Origin of the sequence: Pseudobutyrivibrio xylanivorans, from assembly GCF_008935055.1 — a bacterium.
GTDB lineage: Bacteria > Bacillota > Clostridia > Lachnospirales > Lachnospiraceae > Pseudobutyrivibrio > Pseudobutyrivibrio xylanivorans_A.
The window spans coordinates 137,501-157,355 of the sequence record NZ_CP043028.1; the positions used below are offsets into that span (position 1 = coordinate 137,501).

Annotated in this window: 11 protein-coding genes and 1 rRNA gene (1 of these 12 only partly in view); 1 reads left to right on the top strand and 11 read right to left on the bottom strand. The window is 39.9% G+C overall.

What is annotated here, in order from left to right; translation table 11 throughout:
• From FXF36_RS00650 to pyrG, 8 genes are all read right to left on the bottom strand, one after another.
• Positions 1–66: ribosomal RNA gene (locus FXF36_RS00650) — 16S ribosomal RNA — on the bottom strand (it extends 1,460 nt beyond the left edge of the window).
• A gap of 407 nt (positions 67–473) precedes the next feature.
• Entirely contained in the window at positions 474–1,859 is a 1,386-nt protein-coding gene (gene radA / locus FXF36_RS00655) for a DNA repair protein RadA (RefSeq protein ID WP_151621988.1), read from the bottom strand.
• A 72-nt stretch (positions 1,860–1,931) separates the two neighbouring features.
• Positions 1,932–2,345, bottom strand: coding sequence for an endosialidase (locus FXF36_RS00660; protein ID WP_151621989.1), 414 nt, complete (start codon positions 2,343–2,345; stop codon positions 1,932–1,934).
• Positions 2,346–2,439: 94 nt separating this feature from the next.
• A complete protein-coding gene (locus FXF36_RS00665) occupies positions 2,440–4,878 on the bottom strand; it encodes an ATP-dependent Clp protease ATP-binding subunit (protein ID WP_151621990.1) in 2,439 nt (812 codons plus the stop codon).
• Between the two features lie 18 nt (positions 4,879–4,896).
• Positions 4,897–6,342 (bottom strand): hypothetical protein, encoded by a 1,446-nt coding sequence (locus tag FXF36_RS00670; RefSeq protein WP_151621991.1) that lies wholly within the window; start codon positions 6,340–6,342, stop codon positions 4,897–4,899.
• Between the two features lie 113 nt (positions 6,343–6,455).
• The gene (locus tag FXF36_RS00675; RefSeq protein ID WP_151621992.1) at positions 6,456–6,647 is read right to left on the bottom strand and encodes a hypothetical protein; all 192 of its coding nucleotides are present in this window, start codon (positions 6,645–6,647) and stop codon (positions 6,456–6,458) included.
• A gap of 73 nt (positions 6,648–6,720) precedes the next feature.
• Entirely contained in the window at positions 6,721–8,148 is a 1,428-nt protein-coding gene (locus FXF36_RS00680; RefSeq protein ID WP_151621993.1) for an NCS2 family permease, read from the bottom strand.
• Positions 8,149–8,183: 35 nt separating this feature from the next.
• Positions 8,184–9,776 (bottom strand): CTP synthase, encoded by a 1,593-nt coding sequence (gene pyrG, locus FXF36_RS00685; RefSeq protein ID WP_151621994.1) that lies wholly within the window; start codon positions 9,774–9,776, stop codon positions 8,184–8,186.
• A 600-nt stretch (positions 9,777–10,376) separates the two neighbouring features.
• On the opposite strand from pyrG, the gene FXF36_RS00690 reads away from it, so the two are divergent.
• On the top strand, positions 10,377–14,633 hold the full coding sequence (locus FXF36_RS00690) for a 2-hydroxyacyl-CoA dehydratase (RefSeq protein WP_151621995.1): 4,257 nt from the start codon (positions 10,377–10,379) through the stop codon (positions 14,631–14,633).
• An 18-nt stretch (positions 14,634–14,651) separates the two neighbouring features.
• On the opposite strand, the gene FXF36_RS00695 is transcribed toward FXF36_RS00690, so the two are convergent.
• The 3 genes from FXF36_RS00695 to FXF36_RS00705 form a co-directional block, all read right to left on the bottom strand.
• Positions 14,652–16,289, bottom strand: coding sequence for a glycoside hydrolase family 13 protein (locus FXF36_RS00695; RefSeq protein WP_151621996.1), 1,638 nt, complete (start codon positions 16,287–16,289; stop codon positions 14,652–14,654).
• A 218-nt stretch (positions 16,290–16,507) separates the two neighbouring features.
• Positions 16,508–18,583: a molecular chaperone HtpG gene (gene htpG / locus FXF36_RS00700; RefSeq protein ID WP_151621997.1), complete on the bottom strand. Its 2,076-nt coding sequence runs from the start codon at positions 18,581–18,583 to the stop codon at positions 16,508–16,510.
• Positions 18,584–18,868: 285 nt separating this feature from the next.
• On the bottom strand, positions 18,869–19,846 hold the full coding sequence (locus tag FXF36_RS00705) for a LacI family DNA-binding transcriptional regulator (RefSeq protein WP_151621998.1): 978 nt from the start codon (positions 19,844–19,846) through the stop codon (positions 18,869–18,871).
• Positions 19,847–19,855 lie beyond the last annotated feature (9 nt).

Below are 19,855 nucleotides of genomic sequence, written 5' to 3' on the forward strand. Positions count from 1 at the left end.
TTCGACTTGCATGTGTTAAGCACGCCGCCAGCGTTCATCCTGAGCCAGGATCAAACTCTCATGTTATAATCATGACTTTTTGCGAGCTTTCGCGAAGCAAAAAGTTATGCAAGTAGCGAACTCGTTCGCTACAATAAGTTTAATTCCGAATCAGTATAAAACTGACTTGTTTACTATAAAGGTTTCGTTTCATTAAGAAACTTAAATGAATTTCAAGGATACATGTTTCAAAAACTTGTATTAATTCAAGGTTTGTTTCACTGTTCAGTTATCAATCTTCGTTTATTTGTTTTGCTCTGTGTGACTTGCTGTCCCTCAGTGCTCGATTATAATAACATCCTAAACCCATGGTGTCAACAAAAAAACTGTGATTTTTTAAAGTAAATCTATTCTTCAAAAATCTCTAATTTGTTTGAATTGTGCTAATTCTTTCGACAATTGGTTTTTAATCCTCAAAAAACAATGCCATACCTCTAACGAGATATGGCATCAACTGCTTCTTTGATATTAGAAACACCAACAATATCTATTCCTTTTATAGATTTGACTGAAGGTAAATTAGATGCTGGAATTATTGCTTTATTGAAACCAAGCTTTTTAGCTTCTGTAACACGCTGCTCTGCCATAGAAACAGAACGCACTTCACCTGTAAGTCCTATCTCGCCAAACACAATCACGCCAGGATCAACAGCTATATCCTTTTCGCTAGTATAGATTGCCAATGCTATTGCCAAATCAACAGCGGGCTCATTAATGCGGATTCCGCCAGCGATATTTACATATATATCAGAACGTCCGAGGAAGATACCACAAGATTTATTTGCTTTTACATCTCTCATCCTTTCAAGAACTGCAACTAAAAGGTTTACGCGATTGTAATCACAGCCTGTGGCCATTCTACGTGGAATTTCAAACGCTGTCTTGCTAACCAGAGACTGAATCTCCACAAGAATTGGGCGAGTTCCCTCCATTGAGCAGGTTACAATAGACCCGGTTGCATTGTCAGGACGACCGTCCAACATTACAGAAGAAGGATTCTTAACCTGTTCAAGTCCAGTATCACGCATTTCAAAAACACCAATTTCGTTTGTGGAGCCAAATCTATTCTTTACACCTCTAAGGATCCTATAGGAAGCATGTCTGTCACCTTCAAAATAAAGTACCGTATCAACCATGTGTTCAAGTACTCTAGGACCAGCCACTGTTCCCTCTTTTGTTACATGTCCAACAATAAATACCGCAATCCCAATTCCTTTGGCGATTTCCATCAATACGCCCGTTGATTCCCTCACCTGAGAAACTGAGCCTGGCGCAGAGCCTACAGTCTCATTATACATTGTTTGAATAGAATCTATTATGAGAACAGTTGGCTTTTCTCGTTCAACTACAGCCTTTATTGTATCAAGATTTGTTTCACAGAATAAATCCAATTTATCGTTAAAGGTCCCTATTCTGTCTGCACGAATTTTAATTTGTTGGAGAGATTCCTCGCCTGAAACATACATGACATTGGTACCTGCATTGCAAAGTTTCTGACAAGTCTGCAATAGTAATGTAGATTTTCCAATACCTGGATCTCCACCCACAAGAACCATTGAACCTGGAACGATTCCACCGCCTAAAACTCTGTCAAATTCCTCAATATTTGTGGAAATCCTCATCTCATTTGACGTAGTGACATCTATAAGCTTCGTCGGTTTCACGTCAGAGACCTTAGCTCTTGTTTTAACTGTTGCTTTATCAACAACCTCTTCTACAAGAGTATTCCATGCGCCACAGGCAGGACACTGGCCTGACCATTTTGAAGTTTCGTTACCGCAATTCTGACAGAAAAAAACAGAAATATTTTTTTTAGCCATTCTTTCTCCTTACAAAAAATCTCCCCATCCGATAATGGATGGGAAGATTGATTAAATAATTTTATTGTTCTATTAAATTCTTTTGACCTGTACGTCAACAGCAACCCCTGGGTCTAATTCAACTGATAAATTCAGCTTTCCGCCAAGGTTTGTCTTCATTTGACTAGTTGCGGAGCCCCCAACAGTAATGGCATACTCGGTCTCCGGCTCAAGCTCTAGGGTAATCATTGCATCTTCCTTACCTTCTACGGTAAAGGAAACCAAATCAGCTGAGCAAGCGAACTTCTCAACTGCCGTACCTGGAACAGATTCATATACGAACATTCCATTTCGTTCAAGCTTGGTAATATCAGCAAATGTCTTTACCTTGTACAAATCCCCTTCATGCTTGTAGTCCTCTAGCTTCTTCTTGTCAGCTAATGTGTAATCCCCAAAGCTGATGCTTCCATCTGCTTCACTGCGAATCAACTCGCTAATTACAGCCATTCTCATTCCTCCTATGTACTGCCTGTTTGCAGATTGTCTTAGACAAATTATAGCAAACGAATTTGGTTTTAACAATAAATGGGAGCAAATAAAATTAGCATTTTTCAAAAACTACAGCATCATTTTTAACCTTAGCTTTGACTGTATCAGAGGATTTAATCTTGCCGGCAAGAATCTCCTCTGCCATAACATCTTCCAATGCTGTCTGTATTTTTCTACGAATTGGTCGTGCACCATATTTAGGATCGAAAGATTTTTCAACAATCCATGTCTTGACCGTAGCAGGAATAGTAACAGTAATATCCATCTGCTCCTTGCAGCGTTCAACAAACTGTTTAACCTGAAGACCTGCAATTTCCTTCATATCATCTTTGTTCAGAGCTCTAAATACTATAGTCTCATCGATTCGGTTAAGGAACTCTGGTTTAAATATTCGCTTCACCTCTTCCATAACACCATTCTTCATGAACTCGTAGTCCTTGCTTGCATCTTCCTTTGATGCAAATCCAAGTTTTTTAGGCTCTATGATTGCCTGCGCTCCGGCATTGGATGTCATGATGATAATAGTGTTCTTGAAGTCGACCTTGCGGCCCTGAGAATCTGTAACATGTCCATCATCAAGAATCTGAAGAAGAACATTGAATACATCTGGATGCGCCTTCTCAATCTCGTCAAAAAGAATAACTGAATACGGATTTCTTCTAACCTTTTCAGAAAGCTGACCACCTTCCTCATAACCAACATAACCTGGAGGTGAACCTATCATCTTTGACACTGAGTGTTTCTCCATGTATTCACTCATATCTACACGAATCATGGCATTTTCCGTGCCAAAAACTGCCTCAGCCAAAGCCTTTGAAATCTCAGTTTTACCTACACCTGTAGGACCCAAGAACAAGAATGAACCAATAGGTCTTCCCTTTTCCTTAAGTCCAACACGTCCACGTCTAACGGCACGAGCAACAGCTGAAACAGCTTCCTCCTGACCAATTACACGCTTATGTAATATGCTTTCAATCTTTCTAAGACGAACAGACTCTTGTTCAGTCAACTTAGTAACTGGAATCTTTGTCCAAAGAGCAACAACTGCTGCTACATCATTTTCTGTGAGAACGGCAGGTTTTGTCTTGCGCTTTCTTGAAAGCTTTTTGTCATCTGCTTCTTTCTTTGCAATGAGCTCATCTTTTTCCTTTTTAAGAGAGCTGGCAAGAGCAATATCTCCAGAAATGATTGCTTCCTCCATCTCCACTGCAAGCTCATCTATTCTTGAAGATAAGGTATCGTCCTTTGTGTTATTCTTTACAAAAGTAAGCTTGAGCGATGCAGCTGCCTCATCCATCAAATCGATAGCTTTATCAGGGAGAAAACGATCTGCAATATATCTTTCAGAAAGATTTACACAAGCCTCTACCGCATCGTCTGGTATTGTTACACCGTGATGCTCCTCATATAAATGACGAACACCCTTTAAAATTTCGATAGTTTCCTCTGTGCTAGGCTCCTCTACCATAACCGGTTGGAAACGGCGCTCAAGAGCAGCGTCCTTCTCCACATATTTACGATATTCTGTTATGGTTGTCGCACCAAGGATTTGTATTTCACCTCTAGCCATGGCAGGTTTGAGAATATTGGAAGCATCAATAGCTCCCTCGGCTCCACCAGCACCAATAAGTGTATGGATTTCATCTATGAAAAGAAGGATATTCCCTTCCTCAATCACCTCTGCAATAACTCGCTTGATGCGCTCCTCAAACTCTCCGCGATACTTCGAACCGGCAACCATACCAGACAAATCAAGAGATAAAACTCTAATCCCCATCACTGAATCAGGCACATTGCCCTCGACTATTCGCTGAGCAAGCCCCTCAACAATTGCTGTCTTTCCAACACCTGGCTCGCCAATAAGACAAGGATTATTCTTGCCGCGTCGAGATAAAATCTGAATTACACGCTGTATTTCTGAGTCACGCCCTACAATAGGATCAAGCTCTCCATCCTCAGCCATAGCTGTAAGATCTCTGGAAAACTGTTCGAGGTAAGAAGTCTCATTTCGCTTGCGGCCACTGTTCATAGCCTGCATTTCTTCCTTATAAACTGCACCCTCTGCGCCCATTCCAGCAACCAATTCTGAAAAGAGCTTGTGAGGATTTACATCAAGTGAATTAAGAAGTCTCGCGCCAGAGCAATCCTGCATACGAATCATTGCAAGAAGCAGGTGCTCAGTTCCTATAGTTTTAGAATTGCATTTGTCTGCCTCTTCGGCAGCATGGTCAAGAAGTTGCTCCATCTTTGGAGTGTAACCATCCCTCTCACGAATAACAACATCTCCACCTGGTGAAATAAGCTCCTCCACCAACTTCAATAATGCATCCCTGTTAACTCCATTAGAGTTCAAAACTTTGGCAGCAAGAGAATTCTCCTGCTCGATAATAGAGATAAGGAGGTGCTCAGTTCCAACATAACTGTGATTTAAAGATTTAGAAAGTTTGGATGCACCTGTTATAGCTCGCTTTGCCTGTTTTGAATATTCCATTCTCGTCTCCTTTTAGGTTTAAAGATCATTAAGATCCATCATTTTTAAGCTCGAAGTTCTACGAGCATTGTAATTTGAAATTGGTTCACGTGATGAGATGGCTGGCTCATCATATTCATCCTCGTACTCTTCTTCGTACTCCTCTTCCTCGTCGAATTCTTCGTCGTATTCATCATCCTCTTCATCATAATAATCGTCATTTTTTGAAGAACCTTTAAATACAATTGAACGAGGAACCTTCTTTGAAGAAGATCTTACTGGAGCTTTAGCGAAAATATCACCATCAAAATCGTCTCTGTCACGTGATCTGACAAGTGAATTAATGATAATAAAAACAAGGACTACGCAAAGAACAATAAGTCCCATGATTACCTTGCGGTAAATGTCAAGCTTCTTAACATAAACATCCACATTATCATTAGATGTAGCAGTCTCATCATCTACTTCACTAGAAGATGCAGTAGTTGTAGCACTAAGAAGACTCTCGTCCAGGCGTGAAACTGTACCATTTGCACTGTCATATACAAACCAGCCAGAATCGCCTGATTTGTTAGTTCCATAAACATAATAGAAGGAGCCATCAAGTGTATAAGCTGATGCTGTGCCACCTGTTACTTCAAGAGTTGTAGCCTGAAATGCAGATGAAGGTGCTGAATCAGATGAAGAAATAATAACAAAATCATCACTTCCGCTAAGTAAAAGAAAATCAGAAACTGTGCCCGCCTCAGCATTGTAGAGGTAGAATACACCTGAACCTGCAATATTATCTGCTGGCTTAAGGTACAACAGTGTGATTGAACCATTTGTTGGCTCGCTGTATGTGCTGCTTCCGATTTTTACTGTAGTCTTTGAAAAGCCTGAAGGCATTTCAGAATCTGAATATCTTTCAGAAACAACATAAGAAACGCCATTAATATCAAATCCACCATTTGAATTGAGAGTACCGATGCTACCTGCAGTAGGTACACTAGCCTCTGATGTTTCAGTTGGTTCCTCTGCTGGAGCCTCTTCAACTTCAACTGGTGCTTCGTCTACAGTTGTCTCCTGAGTAGTCTCAGCTGGCTTTTCCTGAGCAGCTGGCTCTGCTGGTGCACTTCCGCCAATTGCAAGAGTTGTACTACTTCCTGAACAGCTTGATGACGAAACAATTATAGATGCTGTACCTGCAGAAGTGGCCGAAAATACGATATCTCCATTTTTGCCAGAGAAAGAAACTGTGTTTCCAGAAGCACTATAACCGGAAACATTACAACTAGAAAATGTAAGCATGCTTGAGGTGTACTTCACAGTGATAGTACCAGACTCTGACGCAGTAACTGAAATTGTGACAGAGTCCCCTACAGCAGGTGCATTCTTAGACACAGAAATCATAGTGGTACCCTGTGCAAAAGCCACAAGATTTAATGCAAATACAAAAGCGCACACGGCGATTACATTCATAGTTCGTTTAAACAGTTTCTTCATAACAAATTACCTTCCATTTCTCAAAAGAGGCGATAACACAAGAGATTGCTATAATCCCCTACTTATCACACTATATATAGATAATTTAATTATAGATAAACCCCTATACATAGTCAACAATTTCGGCAAAGAAGGAATAGCCAAATACCACCTGATAAACCCGAATAGGAACCCACTATTCCAGTAATATGGGATGAAACATCGATATTAAAAACATATAAAATGAAGAAAATAATTCCCATGGCAAATAATAATGCCAAAGTTCCAAATGAGATAATTAATTCTTTATCCAGCTTCTTTTTCATAAAAAATACCTCCGCTTCTACATTTCTTATGAATGTAGTATAGCGGAGGTAAGTGTGTCTAATTATGGACAGCCTATACTGCTAAGAAGAACTTAATGAGGAAGAGAACAGAAATTACATATGTAAGTGCTGAAACTTCCTTTGCCTTTCCTGTGAAAACCTTGATGAATGTGTATGAAATCATTGCAAGACCGATACCATGTCCGATTGAACCAGATATTGGCATAGCAATAAGCATGATTGTAACAGGTACACAAACTGTAAGATCATCAAAGTTAACCTTCTTAAGACCAGTCATCATAAGTACACCAACATAGATAAGAGCTGCTGATGTAGCTGCTGCTGGAATGATTGCTGCGATTGGTGCAAGGAAGATGCAAAGGAAGAATGCAATACCACATGTAAGTGATGTAAGACCTGTGCGTCCGCCTGCCTCAACACCTGAAGCTGACTCGATGAAAGTTGTAACTGTAGAAGTACCTGTGCAAGCACCAAACATTGTTCCAACTGAATCTGAAAGAAGTGCTTCCTTCATGTTTGGCATGTTACCTTCACGGTCTACCATACCTGCACGTGATGCTGTACCAACAAGTGTACCAATTGTATCGAACATATCGATGATGCAGAAAGTAATAACAAGTGTAACTGCTGTGAACCAGCCCATCTGAGCAAGACCAGCGAAGTTGAACTTGAAGAGTGTTGTAGCTGCCATGTCACCAAATGCTGGAACAAATGAAGCTGTCTCAAGTGAAGCAAATGGATTCTGTCCAAGGAATACAGCATCGCAAATCCAATAAAGAACTGAAGCTACGAGCATACCTGTGATAACAGCACCCTTGAAGCCCTTTGTTGCAAGTACAACGATAACAAAAAGTCCAACAAACATTGTAACAGCTGAAAGAACCATTACTGGATAAGCGTCTGTCATCATTTCCTTAGCGTGTGAAGCTGTAAGTGCTCCAAAGAAATCTCTCATTACATAGAACTGATTGTAGTTAGAATCTGCAATGTAAACATTTGAACCAAAGCCGATGTTAAGAAGCATAAGGCCAATTGCAGGTGAAATACCAAGACGAATTCCAAGTGGAATAGCATCTACAATCTTCTCACGAACATTAAGAAGTGAAAGGATGAAGAATACAATACCTTCGATAAGGATGATGCAAAGCATAGCCTGGAAAGACTGTACATAATCCATTGATGTAGCTGCTACAAGGTTGCCAATAACGATTGCCATGAATGAGTTAAGACCCATACCTGGAGCAAGACAGAAAGGCTTGTTAGCAAGTAATGCCATTACAAGCATTGCAACTGCTGATGAAAGACAAGTTGCAAGGAATACACCATTCCAAAGCTGTGCTCCACCAGCTCCATAGTTTGTAAGGATGTTTGGATTCAAGGCAATGATATAAGCCATTGTCATGAATGTGGTAAGACCGGCTAAAATCTCAGTCTTTACTGTAGTGTTGTTAGCACTGAGTTTGAATCTTTTTTCTAACATATTTTCTCTCCTTATATATGAAAATTTATTGATTCCTAGTTCAAGCTCGCCTTAATAAAAGCTGAGAATAATGGATGTGGCTTGTTTGGACGGCTCTTGAATTCTGGATGGAACTGAACACCCACGTGGAACTTGTTTGTAGAAACTTCCACTGCCTCAACAACCTCATCATTAGGTGATGTACCAGAAATAGTAAGTCCCTTTTCAGTCATAATATCTCTGTACGAATTGTTAAACTCAAATCTATGTCTATGACGCTCTGAAATATTTTCTGCGCCGTATGCTTCATAAAGCTTTGTACCAGTACGAACTGCACATGGATAAGCACCAAGTCTCATTGTTCCGCCCTTTCTAAGAACAGCCATCTGCTCTTCCATAAGGTCGATTACGCAGTTCTTGCCTGTGCTATTGAACTCACGAGAGTTTGCATCTGTAAGTCCGCAAACATTTCTGGCAAACTCGATAGCAGCAACCTGCATACCAAGGCAGATACCAAGATAAGGAATGTCGTTTTCACGAGCAAACTGACAAGCAGCAATCTTTCCTTCTACACCTCTGTCGCCGAAACCACCTGGAACTAAAATACCATCGCACATTCCAAGCTTTTCCTTAACATTGTCTTTTGTGATTTCTTCTGAATCAACCCATTCAACTTCAACGTGAGCATTGTTAGCATAGCCACCGTGGTAAAGAGCTTCACGAACTGAAAGATATGCATCGTGAAGAGCAACATACTTTCCAACGATAGCAATTTTAGTTGTCTTCTTAAGACCCTTGATAGTCTTAACCATCTTCTCCCACTCATCAATCTTAGGAGTGCGGTTTTCAAGACCAAGCTCACGGCAAACAACATCATCAAGGCCATACTTATGCATCATAAGTGGAGCCTCGTATAAGCAATCAAGAGTATCATTCTCAATTACGCAGTCCTTCTTAACATTACAGAAAAGAGAAATCTTATCCTTGATAGACTGCTCAAGTGGATGATCTACACGACAAACGATAATATTTGGAGCGATACCAAGTGACTGAAGCTCCTTAACAGAGTGCTGTGTAGGCTTTGACTTGTGCTCTTCTGAGCCAGAAAGCCAAGGAACAAGTGTAACATGGATGAATAGACAATTCTCACGACCCTTTTCCAATGAAACCTGTCTGATAGCTTCAAGGAATGGCTGAGACTCGATATCACCTGTTGTACCACCAATCTCGGTAATAAGAACATCACAATCAGATGTCTCTGCGCCCATGTATATAAAACGCTTAATCTCTTCTGTGATATGAGGAATAACCTGAACTGTCTGGCCAAGGTACTCACCCTTACGCTCACGGTTCAAAACATTCCAGTAAACTCTACCAGAAGTAAGATTAGAATATTTGTTAAGACTTTCGTCAATGAAACGCTCATAGTGACCAAGATCAAGGTCAGTCTCTGCTCCATCATCTGTAACGAAAACCTCACCATGCTGATATGGACTCATGGTGCCTGGGTCTACGTTCATGTAAGGATCAAGCTTCTGTGAAGCAACCTTATAACCCCTCATTTTAAGTAGACGTCCCAAAGACGCTGCTGTAATACCTTTTCCTAAACCTGATACTACACCACCAGTAACAAATACGTGTTTTGTCATCTTATACTCCTTTATAAAATAATAATATCTGTGTTTACTATTCAGAACACATTCGCAAAATCACACTTACAGTGTTTTCCTTTTGCTCATGTGGTGTTCTCTCCAAATAATATTTAATAGAAAAGCACTTACAAGTAAGTTTTTTCTATTAAATATTACTTGGCTCTGAATAGTAAACAAAAAAGGAGTCGAAAGTTACACCCTTAGACTAAGGTGCCTTCAACTCCTAAATATTCAAATATGAATTCCAACTATTGCACAATGGTATAGCTGCCACATATTTCCTCCTGAAAATAAAAAAAAGCGTTTTTTTTTACAAGAACTTTCGTTCCTGCAAAAATGTACGCCCTGTACTTAAAGAATATACAACAAGGTTTAATTTTTGTAAAGAGAAAAAAAAGAAAACACCTCATAAATCAGCTGTGGGGTCTACAGCGGCCTCAGGACAAAATTAAGATTTTGTTTATTGTCATTTTTTGCGTCTACATTTATAATAGCTGAGGTTAATTATTTAAGTACATATAATAAGAAGGTTAACACCTTATCAGTCACCTTCGGTGATAGCTTTCCCTCCAGGGGAAGCCTAGAATTAGGAGAACTATGGAAAACAAATTATTCAAACTCGGAATCGATATCGGCTCTACTACTGTAAAAATTGCCGTTTTAGATGACAAAAACAATTTATTATTTTCTGATTATCAGAGACACTTTGCTAACATCCAGCAAACTCTCACTGATTTATTAACACAGGCTAAGTCTAAGCTTGGAAAGATAGAAGTTCGTCCAATGATTACTGGTTCAGGCGGACTTACACTTGCTAAGCATCTTGGCGTTGAATTTGTACAGGAGGTTATTGCCGTTTCAACCTCACTCACTCACTACGCTCCACAGACAGATGTTGCTATTGAGCTTGGTGGCGAGGATGCAAAGATTATCTATTTTGAAAATGGAAATGTTGAGCAGCGTATGAATGGTATTTGCGCTGGTGGTACAGGTTCTTTCATTGATCAGATGGCATCACTTTTACAGACAGATGCTCCTGGTCTTAATACTTATGCAAAAGATTACAAGGCGATCTATCCTATCGCAGCTCGTTGCGGTGTATTCGCCAAAACAGATATACAGCCACTTATCAACGAGGGCGCTTCAAAGGAAGACCTTTCAGCTTCTATCTTCCAGGCAGTAGTTAACCAGACAATTTCTGGTCTTGCCTGTGGTAAGCCAATCCGTGGACACGTTGCATTCCTCGGTGGCCCCCTTCACTTCCTGGATCAGCTTAAAGAGGCATTTGTTCGCACCTTAAAGCTTGACGAGGAGCACGCTATCGAGCTTGATAATTCTCACCTTTTTGCAGCAATTGGTTCTGCACTTAATTCAAAGGAAGAAAATCACGTTCCTATGGATGATCTTATTGATAAACTTGCAGATGGCATAAAAATGGAATTTGAAGTTGCAAGACTTGAGCCATTATTTGAATCCGAAGAGGATTTTCGTGAATTCAAGGACCGTCATGCACAGGCAGAGGTTAAGAAGGGTGATTTATCCACATATCACGGCAATGTTTACCTTGGTATTGATGCAGGTTCTACAACTACAAAGCTTGCAGTTGTAGGCGAGGACGGAACTCTTCTTTACTCATTCTACTCAAGCAACAATGGTAGCCCTCTTGCTACTTCTCTCAAGGCTTTGAAGGAGATTTACTCTATCATGCCTGAGGATACACATATTGTACACTCCTGCTCTACTGGTTACGGCGAAGCACTTTTAAAGGCTGCACTTCAGCTTGACGATGGCGAAGTTGAGACCATTGCACATTATTATGCAGCTGCATTCTTCAATCCAGATGTAGACTGTATTTTGGATATCGGTGGACAGGATATGAAATGTATCCGCATCAAGAATGGTGTTGTTGATAGCGTTCAGCTTAACGAGGCTTGTTCTTCTGGTTGTGGTTCATTTATCGAAACCTTCGCAAAGTCTCTTGACTTCACTGTTCAGGATTTCGCTGAGGAAGCTTTATTCGCACTTAACCCTATTGACCTTGGAACTCGCTGTACTGTATTTATGAATTCAAAGGTTAAGCAGGCTCAAAAAGAAGGTGCATCTGTAGCAGACATTTCTTCTGGTCTTGCTTACTCAGTAATTAAGAACGCATTATTCAAGGTTATCAAGCTTTCTGACGCTTCAGAGCTTGGTAAGAATATCGTAGTTCAGGGTGGAACTTTCTACAATGATGCTGTTCTTCGTTCTCTTGAGAAGACAGCTGGTGTAAATGTCGTTCGTCCTGATATTGCTGGTATTATGGGTGCCTTCGGTTGTGCCCTCATTGCAAAAGAGCGTTACGAGGAAAATCCTACTACTACAACACTTGGCATTGACGAGATTAACGAGCTTACTTTCGATACAAAGCTCACACGTTGTCAGGGATGCGTAAACCACTGCTTACTTACAATTAACCGTTTTTCAGGTGGTCGCTCATTCATCACTGGAAACCGTTGTGAAAAGGGTGCAGGCGGTGTCAAGAATAAAGAAAACATTCCAAACCTTTTCGATTATAAATACAATAGATTATTCGAATATGAGCCTCTAACAGAAGAAGAGGCTACTCGCGGAACCGTTGGTATTCCAAGAGTTTTAAATATGTATGAAAACTATCCTTATTGGGCAACTTTCTTTAAAAAGCTTGGATTCAGAGTTGTTCTTTCTCCACGTTCAAACCGAAAGGTATATGAGCTTGGTATTGAATCAATCCCATCTGAGTCAGAATGTTATCCAGCAAAGATGGCGCACGGTCATGTGCAGTGGCTTATCAATGAAGGAAACGTTGATTTCATTTATTATCCATGTATTCCATATGAAAGAAACGAGTTCCCTGATTCTAACAACCACTACAACTGCCCTATCGTTACCTCATACGCTGAAAATATTAAGAACAACGTAGATGAGATTACCAGTGGCAAGGTCCGTTTCCTGAATCCATTTATGGCATTCACAAGTGAAGAGATTTTAGCTTCACAGCTCGTAAAGGTATTCAAAGCAGAATTCAACATTGGCGAGTCTGAAGTTAGAAGTGCTGCACATGCTGCATGGGCTGAGCAGGAAAACTTCCGTAACGATATGTATGCAAAGGGTGCTGAAGTTCTTAAGTACCTTGAGGAAACAGGAAAGCATGGTATTGTACTTGCTGGCCGTCCATACCACGTTGATCCAGAGATTAACCATGGTATTCCAGAGCTTATCAACAGCTATGGTATTGCTGTTTTGACCGAGGATTCTATTTCTAATCTCGGCGAAGTTGAGCGTCCTCTCATCGTAATGGATCAATGGATGTTCCACTCAAGAATGTATGCTGCAGCAAACTATGTTAAAAAGCATGACAACATTGATTTAATTCAGCTTAACTCATTCGGTTGTGGTCTTGATGCCGTTACAACTGATCAGGTTGCTGATATCCTTACAAACTCAGGCAAAATTTATACCTGCCTTAAGATTGATGAGGTTAACAACCTTGGTGCAGCAAGAATTCGTGTGCGTTCACTCCTTGCTGCGCTTCGCGTAAAGAAAAAGAAGAAACAGGAAAGAAAGATTGTTCCTGCAAACTATAACCGTATTATATTTACAGAGGAAATGAAGAAGAATTACACAATTCTTTGTCCTCAGATGTCACCTATCCACTTTGATTTAATTGAGCCTGCATTTAACGCGGCTGGATATAATCTTGTGATTCCTGACATTCCAACACGTACTTGTGTCGATGAAGGTCTTAAGTACGTTAACAACGATGCATGCTATCCTTCACTTATGGTTGTTGGACAACTCATGGCTGCAATCGATACAGGCGAATTTGATATGAGCCGTACTGCCCTATTGATTTCTCAGACTGGTGGTGGTTGCCGTGCTTCAAACTACATTGGATTTATCCGTAGAGCGCTTGCCAAGGCAGGTTACCCAGATGTACCTGTTATCTCTCTTAACCTTAGTGGTCTTGAGGGTAACCCAGGCTTTAAGCTTTCACCTAGCCTTATTCAGCACGGACTTTATGCTCTTACATTTGGTGATATTCTCCTCAGATGTGTTTACAGAGTTCGTCCTTATGAAGCAATTAAGGGTTCAACAAATGAACTCCATGAAAAATGGAAAGAAAAGATTGTTGAATTCGTTTCCAACAAGAAGATTCTTTCTCATAGAAAGTTCAAGAAGATGTGTCGCGAGATGATTAGAGACTTTGACAATCTCCCAATCATCGAAGGACTTGTTAAACCACGTGTTGGTATCGTTGGAGAAATCCTTGTTAAGTTCCTTCCAGCTGCTAACAATCACTTAGCAGACTTGCTTGAACAGGAAGGCGCTGAGGCTGTTATTCCTGATTTAACAGACTTCCTTCTCTACTGCTTCTACGATGCAACCTTCAAGGAAGAGAATCTTGGAGCAAGCAAGAAGACCAGAATTGTCTGTGACCTGGGAATCAAGTTCTTCGAGTGGCTCAGAAGTGCCGCAAGAGATGAATTTAATAAATCAAAGAGATTTACTGCTCCTGCGTATATTCTTGATACTGCAGACAAAGCAAAAGATATTGTTTCTATTGGTAACCAAACAGGTGAGGGTTGGTTCCTTACAGGCGAGATGCTCGAACTCATTGAGATGGGAGCTAGCAATATTGTATGTATCCAGCCTTTCGGATGCTTGCCTAACCACGTTGTAGGTAAAGGTGTTATCAAGCGAATCAGACACGAGCATCCTGATGCAAATATAGTAGCAATTGACTATGATCCAGGCGCATCAGAAGTAAATCAGCTTAATCGAATTAAACTTATGCTTTCAACAGCTAATAAAAATCTAAACAAAAAAGAGGCCTAGGCCTCTTTTTTTATATCATTAGATATTTGATGCTACTATACGATATTCATATGGTTGGAGAATAAAGTCCTGTCGGTCGTCTTCATCGTAGTTACCGAAGATAATACGGTCTCCATAGAACTCAACCTCACGTGGATAAGAGGTAAGATTACAATAAACGTAAAGGCGTTCCTCTTTTGCCTCACGGGTATAGATAAAGACATCACTTGGTGATGCAACCTTTCTATATGTCCCCTCTGATAGAGCCTTTGAGTTCTTTCTAAACTCAATCATTTTCTTATAGAAATTCAGGATGCTATTTTCATCATCTGATTCAGAAGCTACGTTTATAAATGATTTATTTTCATTTATCTTCAGCCAAGGCTCACCATTTGTAAAACCTGCATTATCAGTTGAATCCCACTGCACTGGTGTACGAGCATTATCGCGGCTTGTGCGAAGAATGATTTTTCTTCTAATTGAATGTGTCAGAAGCATACGCTTTAACGCTTTATTTACATTATAGGATTCTATATCTCTTATATCGCTAAGACCTCGGAAATCACCATTTGTCATTCCAATTTCTTCGCCTTCATATATAAACGGAATACCTTTTAAAGAAAGATTTAGCCCGCACAAAAGCTTCGCACTTTTCTCCCAGTACTCCTTAGTATTTCCAAAATGATTTATCGAACGAACCTGATCATGGTTCTCTAGATAATTTGCTGGAATCTCTAGGGCATTCTGCCACTTATCCAATACCTTTATCAATTTATATGGCTTATAACGCTTTTTAAACCATTTAATTCCGCCCCTGCTATCTACATCCATGTGTTCAAAAAAGAATACCGTATCAAGCTCTCTTTTTTCCTCGTCACACAGCTGCTTAGCATCGTCAGGCGTAACCAGCACCGTTTCCCCAACAATAAATGTCTTGTACTTAGACCAAACATCTTCATTAAAACGTCTGAGCAAGTCATGGCAGCCCTCGGTATTTAAGTAATATTCCTTTCCTGTTAGGGCTAAATGTTTTTTTCCATTATCCAGACTTGTTTTGTATATGATGTTAATGACATCACATCTGAAACCTGCAATACCTTTATCAAGCCAGAAGCGCATAATATCTGTAATTTCATTATAGACTTCAGGATTATGCCAATTCAAATCTGGTTGTTTTTTGCTAAAAAGATGAAGATAGTAATCACCTTTATCTGTCTTCGACCATGCTGCGCCGCCAAAAAAAGACCCCCAATTATTTGGCCTTTTTCTTCCCTTGCCCTCTCTAAAATAATAGAAGTCTCTATACTTTTCATCACCATCAAGAGCCTTTTTGAACCACTCATGCTCATCCGAGGTGTGATTAATAACAAGGTCCATTATTATTTTTATACCGAGTCTTTTGGCACGACTGATAAGCCGTTCCATATCCTCCATTGTGCCATATTCTGGATTGATGCCCTTATAATCAGAAATATCATAGCCATTGTCATAGCCAGGGCTTTGATAAACAGGACTGAGCCAAATAATATCGACCCCTAAATCCTTAAGATAATGAAGTTTAGAAATGATTCCAGGAATATCACCTATTCCATCCCCATTACTGTCGCAAAAAGAGCGTGGATAGATTTGATATACAATAGAATTCTTCCACCATTTTTTGTTACTAGCTGTCGCCATATTTCCCCCAACTCATAAAAAATACGCTGATTATAGTGCGTATCCTCCCCATGAATCTATGATAGTCTAATGTACATAGTTTTTCAATAATTTATTCACACTTCTATCACATTACTAACATATTATTACGAATTCTTGCTCTACATTATAGCAATTATTAGAAAATGGCAGACATTTCTGTCTGCCATTCGTTATAAATGCAAGCTTGCATTCAAATATTACTTTGCTAATAACATCATGATTTTGTTAGAACGTGCAACAAATTCAGTCATTGCCTCAGGTGATAATGGTGCATTTGCAATCTTAGCCAAATCATATAGCTGAGCTGCAAAAGTTGGCACGTTTTCAGAGTCCTTATTGTTAAGAATGTACTGAACTAAATCATTGTTTGCATTAAGTACAAGTGTCTCTGAAGCTGAGCCAAACATTCCCATGTCCATTCCACCCATAGCATACATCTTCATCATGTCCTGCATACGGCGGCTCTCTTCAGATACTGTGAGCATTGAAGAAAGATCCTTGTTCTTGAACTTCTCAACCTTAACATCAAGGCCTTCATTATTAAGTGCCTTACGGAATACTTCAGTAAGAGTCTCTGTCTCAGACTTAAGCTCGTCCTCGGCTGTCTCCTCTACCATAGTATCTGTAACATCTGCATCGATACGGCAGAACTTATAATTCTCATTACGCTGCTCAAGCTGAGTAATAAATGAAGTATCAATTGCGTGATCAAGGATAACCGCATTCTGTCCCTGCTCCTTGAACATGTTTACATACTGTGACTGCTGCTGAAGATCTGTTACATAGTAAACTGTCTTTCTAGTGTCCTCTGGCTCCTTGTTTGCATCTGCATCCTTTGTCTCATCGACAACCTCTGCCTCAACCTTATCGCCATTTTCATCTGTAGCCTTTTCTTCCTTAACTAGAAGCTCTGGAAGAGTAATATAAGCATCATTAATATCCTTGAATAAGATGTAGTCATTCATCTTATCGCAGAACTTATTATCCTTTAAGCAACCGAACTTGATGAATGGAGCGATATCATCCCAATACTTCTCATAAGATTCCTTTTCAGTCTTGCACATTCCAGTAAGCTTATCAGCAACCTTCTTTGTAATGTACTCAGAAATCTTTGTAACAAATCCATCATTCTGAAGTGCAGAACGTGATACATTAAGAGGAAGATCTGGACAGTCAATGACACCCTTAAGGAGCATTAAGAATTCAGGAATGACTTCCTTAATATTATCAGCGATAAATACCTGATTATTGTAAAGCTTGATTGTTCCTTCAATTGAATCGTACTCAGTATTAATCTTAGGGAAATATAAAATACCCTTGAGATTGAATGGATAATCCATGTTAAGATGAATCCAGAAAAGTGGCTCCTTATAATCACGGAAAACATCACGATAGAACTTCTTGTAGTCTTCTTCTGTGCACTCAGATGGAGACTTTGTCCAAAGTGGCTGAGTCTCATTAAGAGGAACTGGGCGCTTAACAATCTTCAGTTTGTCCTTTGCTGGAGAAACCTCTACCTGCTCCTTCTCTCCGTTTTCGTTTTCCTTTTCTTCAAACTTGGCTTCCTCGTGAATCTCTTCGATTACTTTATCTGTGTCTCTCTTGTCAGCTGCATCGATTGTCTCATACTCTTCAGGTGCATCCTTCTTTGAAAGATAAATCTCTGTAGGCATGAATGAGCAATACTTCTCGATAACCTCACGAGCACGATACTCGTTAGCAAACTCAAGGCAATCTTCATTCAAGAAAAGTGTAATCTTTGTTCCAACTGAATCCCAGTCGCCATCGCCCATTTCAAACTCTGTGCCGCCATCACATTCCCAATGAACTGCTGTAGCGCCATCCTTATATGAAAGAGTATCAATGTGAACCTCATCTGCAACCATGAATGCAGAATAAAATCCAAGACCGAAATGTCCAATAATCTGATCCGAATCAGCCTTGTCCTTGTATTTCTCAAGGAAATCTGTAGCGCCAGAGAAAGCAATCTGATTAATGTATTCATCAACCTCTTCAGCTGTCATACCAAGACCATTATCAATGAATGTAAGAGTCTTGTCCTCAGGGCTTACGATAACCTGAATCTTTGCCTTGTAATCAAGTGGAAGAGAATATTCTCCCATCATGTCTAACTTCTTAAGCTTTGTGATAGCATCACAGCCATTTGAGATAAGCTCTCTATAAAAAATATCATGGTCACTATATAACCACTTCTTAATTACTGGAAAAATATTTTCACTTGTGATTGATAAACTACCTTTTTTGTTACTCATTATCCTCACTCCTTATATACACCGCTGTTACGCTAACAAGCCTTAGAGTTTCTTCTTTCGGCTATAGAATGCCTCATTCAGAAACCTAAGAGCTTGTTAGCTACAGCTCATTATTTATCACTGAAATATATGATAATACTGAGGATTTGAGAAGTCAATAGATTTTTAGCACTCTATTAATAAGAGTGCTAACAAAAATACGATATTTCTGGCTGTTACACTTTCATGCCATAAAATGTCATACAAATAAAAGCACTTTACAAACTTTGCAAAGTGCTTTCGTATTTATGTACTTTCTCGTTTTACTAGCGTAACTGGCAAGAGGGTTCGCTTTGGAACAGTTTTGCCTTCTGAGGCGTCGATAACCATATCAACAGCTGCCTCTGCCATTTCTTTTATTGGCTGATGGATTGTGGAAATCGGTGGGTCGGTGATTTGTGAAATCATAACATCATCAAAGCCCACAATCTTTAAATCCTCTGGAACTCTTCGACCTATCTTTGCGCAGACCTGAAGAACCTGTGCAGCGATAAGATCCGAGCTGGCGAAAACACCGTCTATCTCTTCGTCCAACTCAAGAGCCCCTTCCAACAGCTCATGATAATCCAAACTATTATACTGACCAATTGAAGTTGAAACTATTTGGTAGAAGACATTGTTCCGCTTACAAACATCCTCAAATCCTATAGCTCGATCATCAGCAGGCATCAAATTTTCTGAAACACCACTGACCATCAAAAGCTTTTTACAACCGCAATCAATCAAATGCTGAGCAGCAAGCTCACCGCCCTGTCGGTTATCGCATTCAACGGCCGCAGTACCGTTTTCAACGAATCGCTCAACAGTGACAAGTGCAATATTGCTGTCAGTGAACTCCTGCACTGCAACGCTGGCTGAGAAAAGTATAATTCCAGCCACACGATTGCTAGTGCACATGTCCAGATACTCTTTTTCTTTGTTATTTCTCCCCTTAGTATTACAAAGGATAATCTTGTACCCTTTTTTACTAGCAGCATTTTCGATGTTGCTAATCATTTCCGAAAAATATGGATGCCTAATGTGTGGCACAATTACCCCGATTGTATTTGTAGTTTTTTTAGATAGAGATCTAGCGACTTCATTGGGCCTATAATTGAGCTTATCCATAGCAGCGTATACCTTCTTCCGAGTCTCGTCGCTAATATACCCCCTGTTGTTTAAAACCCTTGAAACAGTTGTAACAGTCAGTCCGCATTCTGCTGCCACATCCTTTAGTGTCGCCATATACTCTCT

Coding starts and splice junctions, on each gene's coding strand:
- FXF36_RS00665 (WP_151621990.1), bottom strand. CDS start 4,878: ATGGAATATTCAAAACAGGCAAAGCGAGCTATAACAGGTGCATCCAAA.
- pyrG (WP_151621994.1), bottom strand. CDS start 9,776: ATGACAAAACACGTATTTGTTACTGGTGGTGTAGTATCAGGTTTAGGA.
- FXF36_RS00680 (WP_151621993.1), bottom strand. CDS start 8,148: ATGTTAGAAAAAAGATTCAAACTCAGTGCTAACAACACTACAGTAAAG.
- FXF36_RS00705 (WP_151621998.1), bottom strand. CDS start 19,846: ATGGCGACACTAAAGGATGTGGCAGCAGAATGCGGACTGACTGTTACA.
- radA (WP_151621988.1), bottom strand. CDS start 1,859: ATGGCTAAAAAAAATATTTCTGTTTTTTTCTGTCAGAATTGCGGTAAC.
- FXF36_RS00660 (WP_151621989.1), bottom strand. CDS start 2,345: ATGGCTGTAATTAGCGAGTTGATTCGCAGTGAAGCAGATGGAAGCATC.
- htpG (WP_151621997.1), bottom strand. CDS start 18,583: ATGAGTAACAAAAAAGGTAGTTTATCAATCACAAGTGAAAATATTTTT.
- FXF36_RS00675 (WP_151621992.1), bottom strand. CDS start 6,647: ATGAAAAAGAAGCTGGATAAAGAATTAATTATCTCATTTGGAACTTTG.
- FXF36_RS00670 (WP_151621991.1), bottom strand. CDS start 6,342: ATGAAGAAACTGTTTAAACGAACTATGAATGTAATCGCCGTGTGCGCT.
- FXF36_RS00695 (WP_151621996.1), bottom strand. CDS start 16,289: ATGGCGACAGCTAGTAACAAAAAATGGTGGAAGAATTCTATTGTATAT.
- FXF36_RS00690 (WP_151621995.1), top strand. CDS start 10,377: ATGGAAAACAAATTATTCAAACTCGGAATCGATATCGGCTCTACTACT.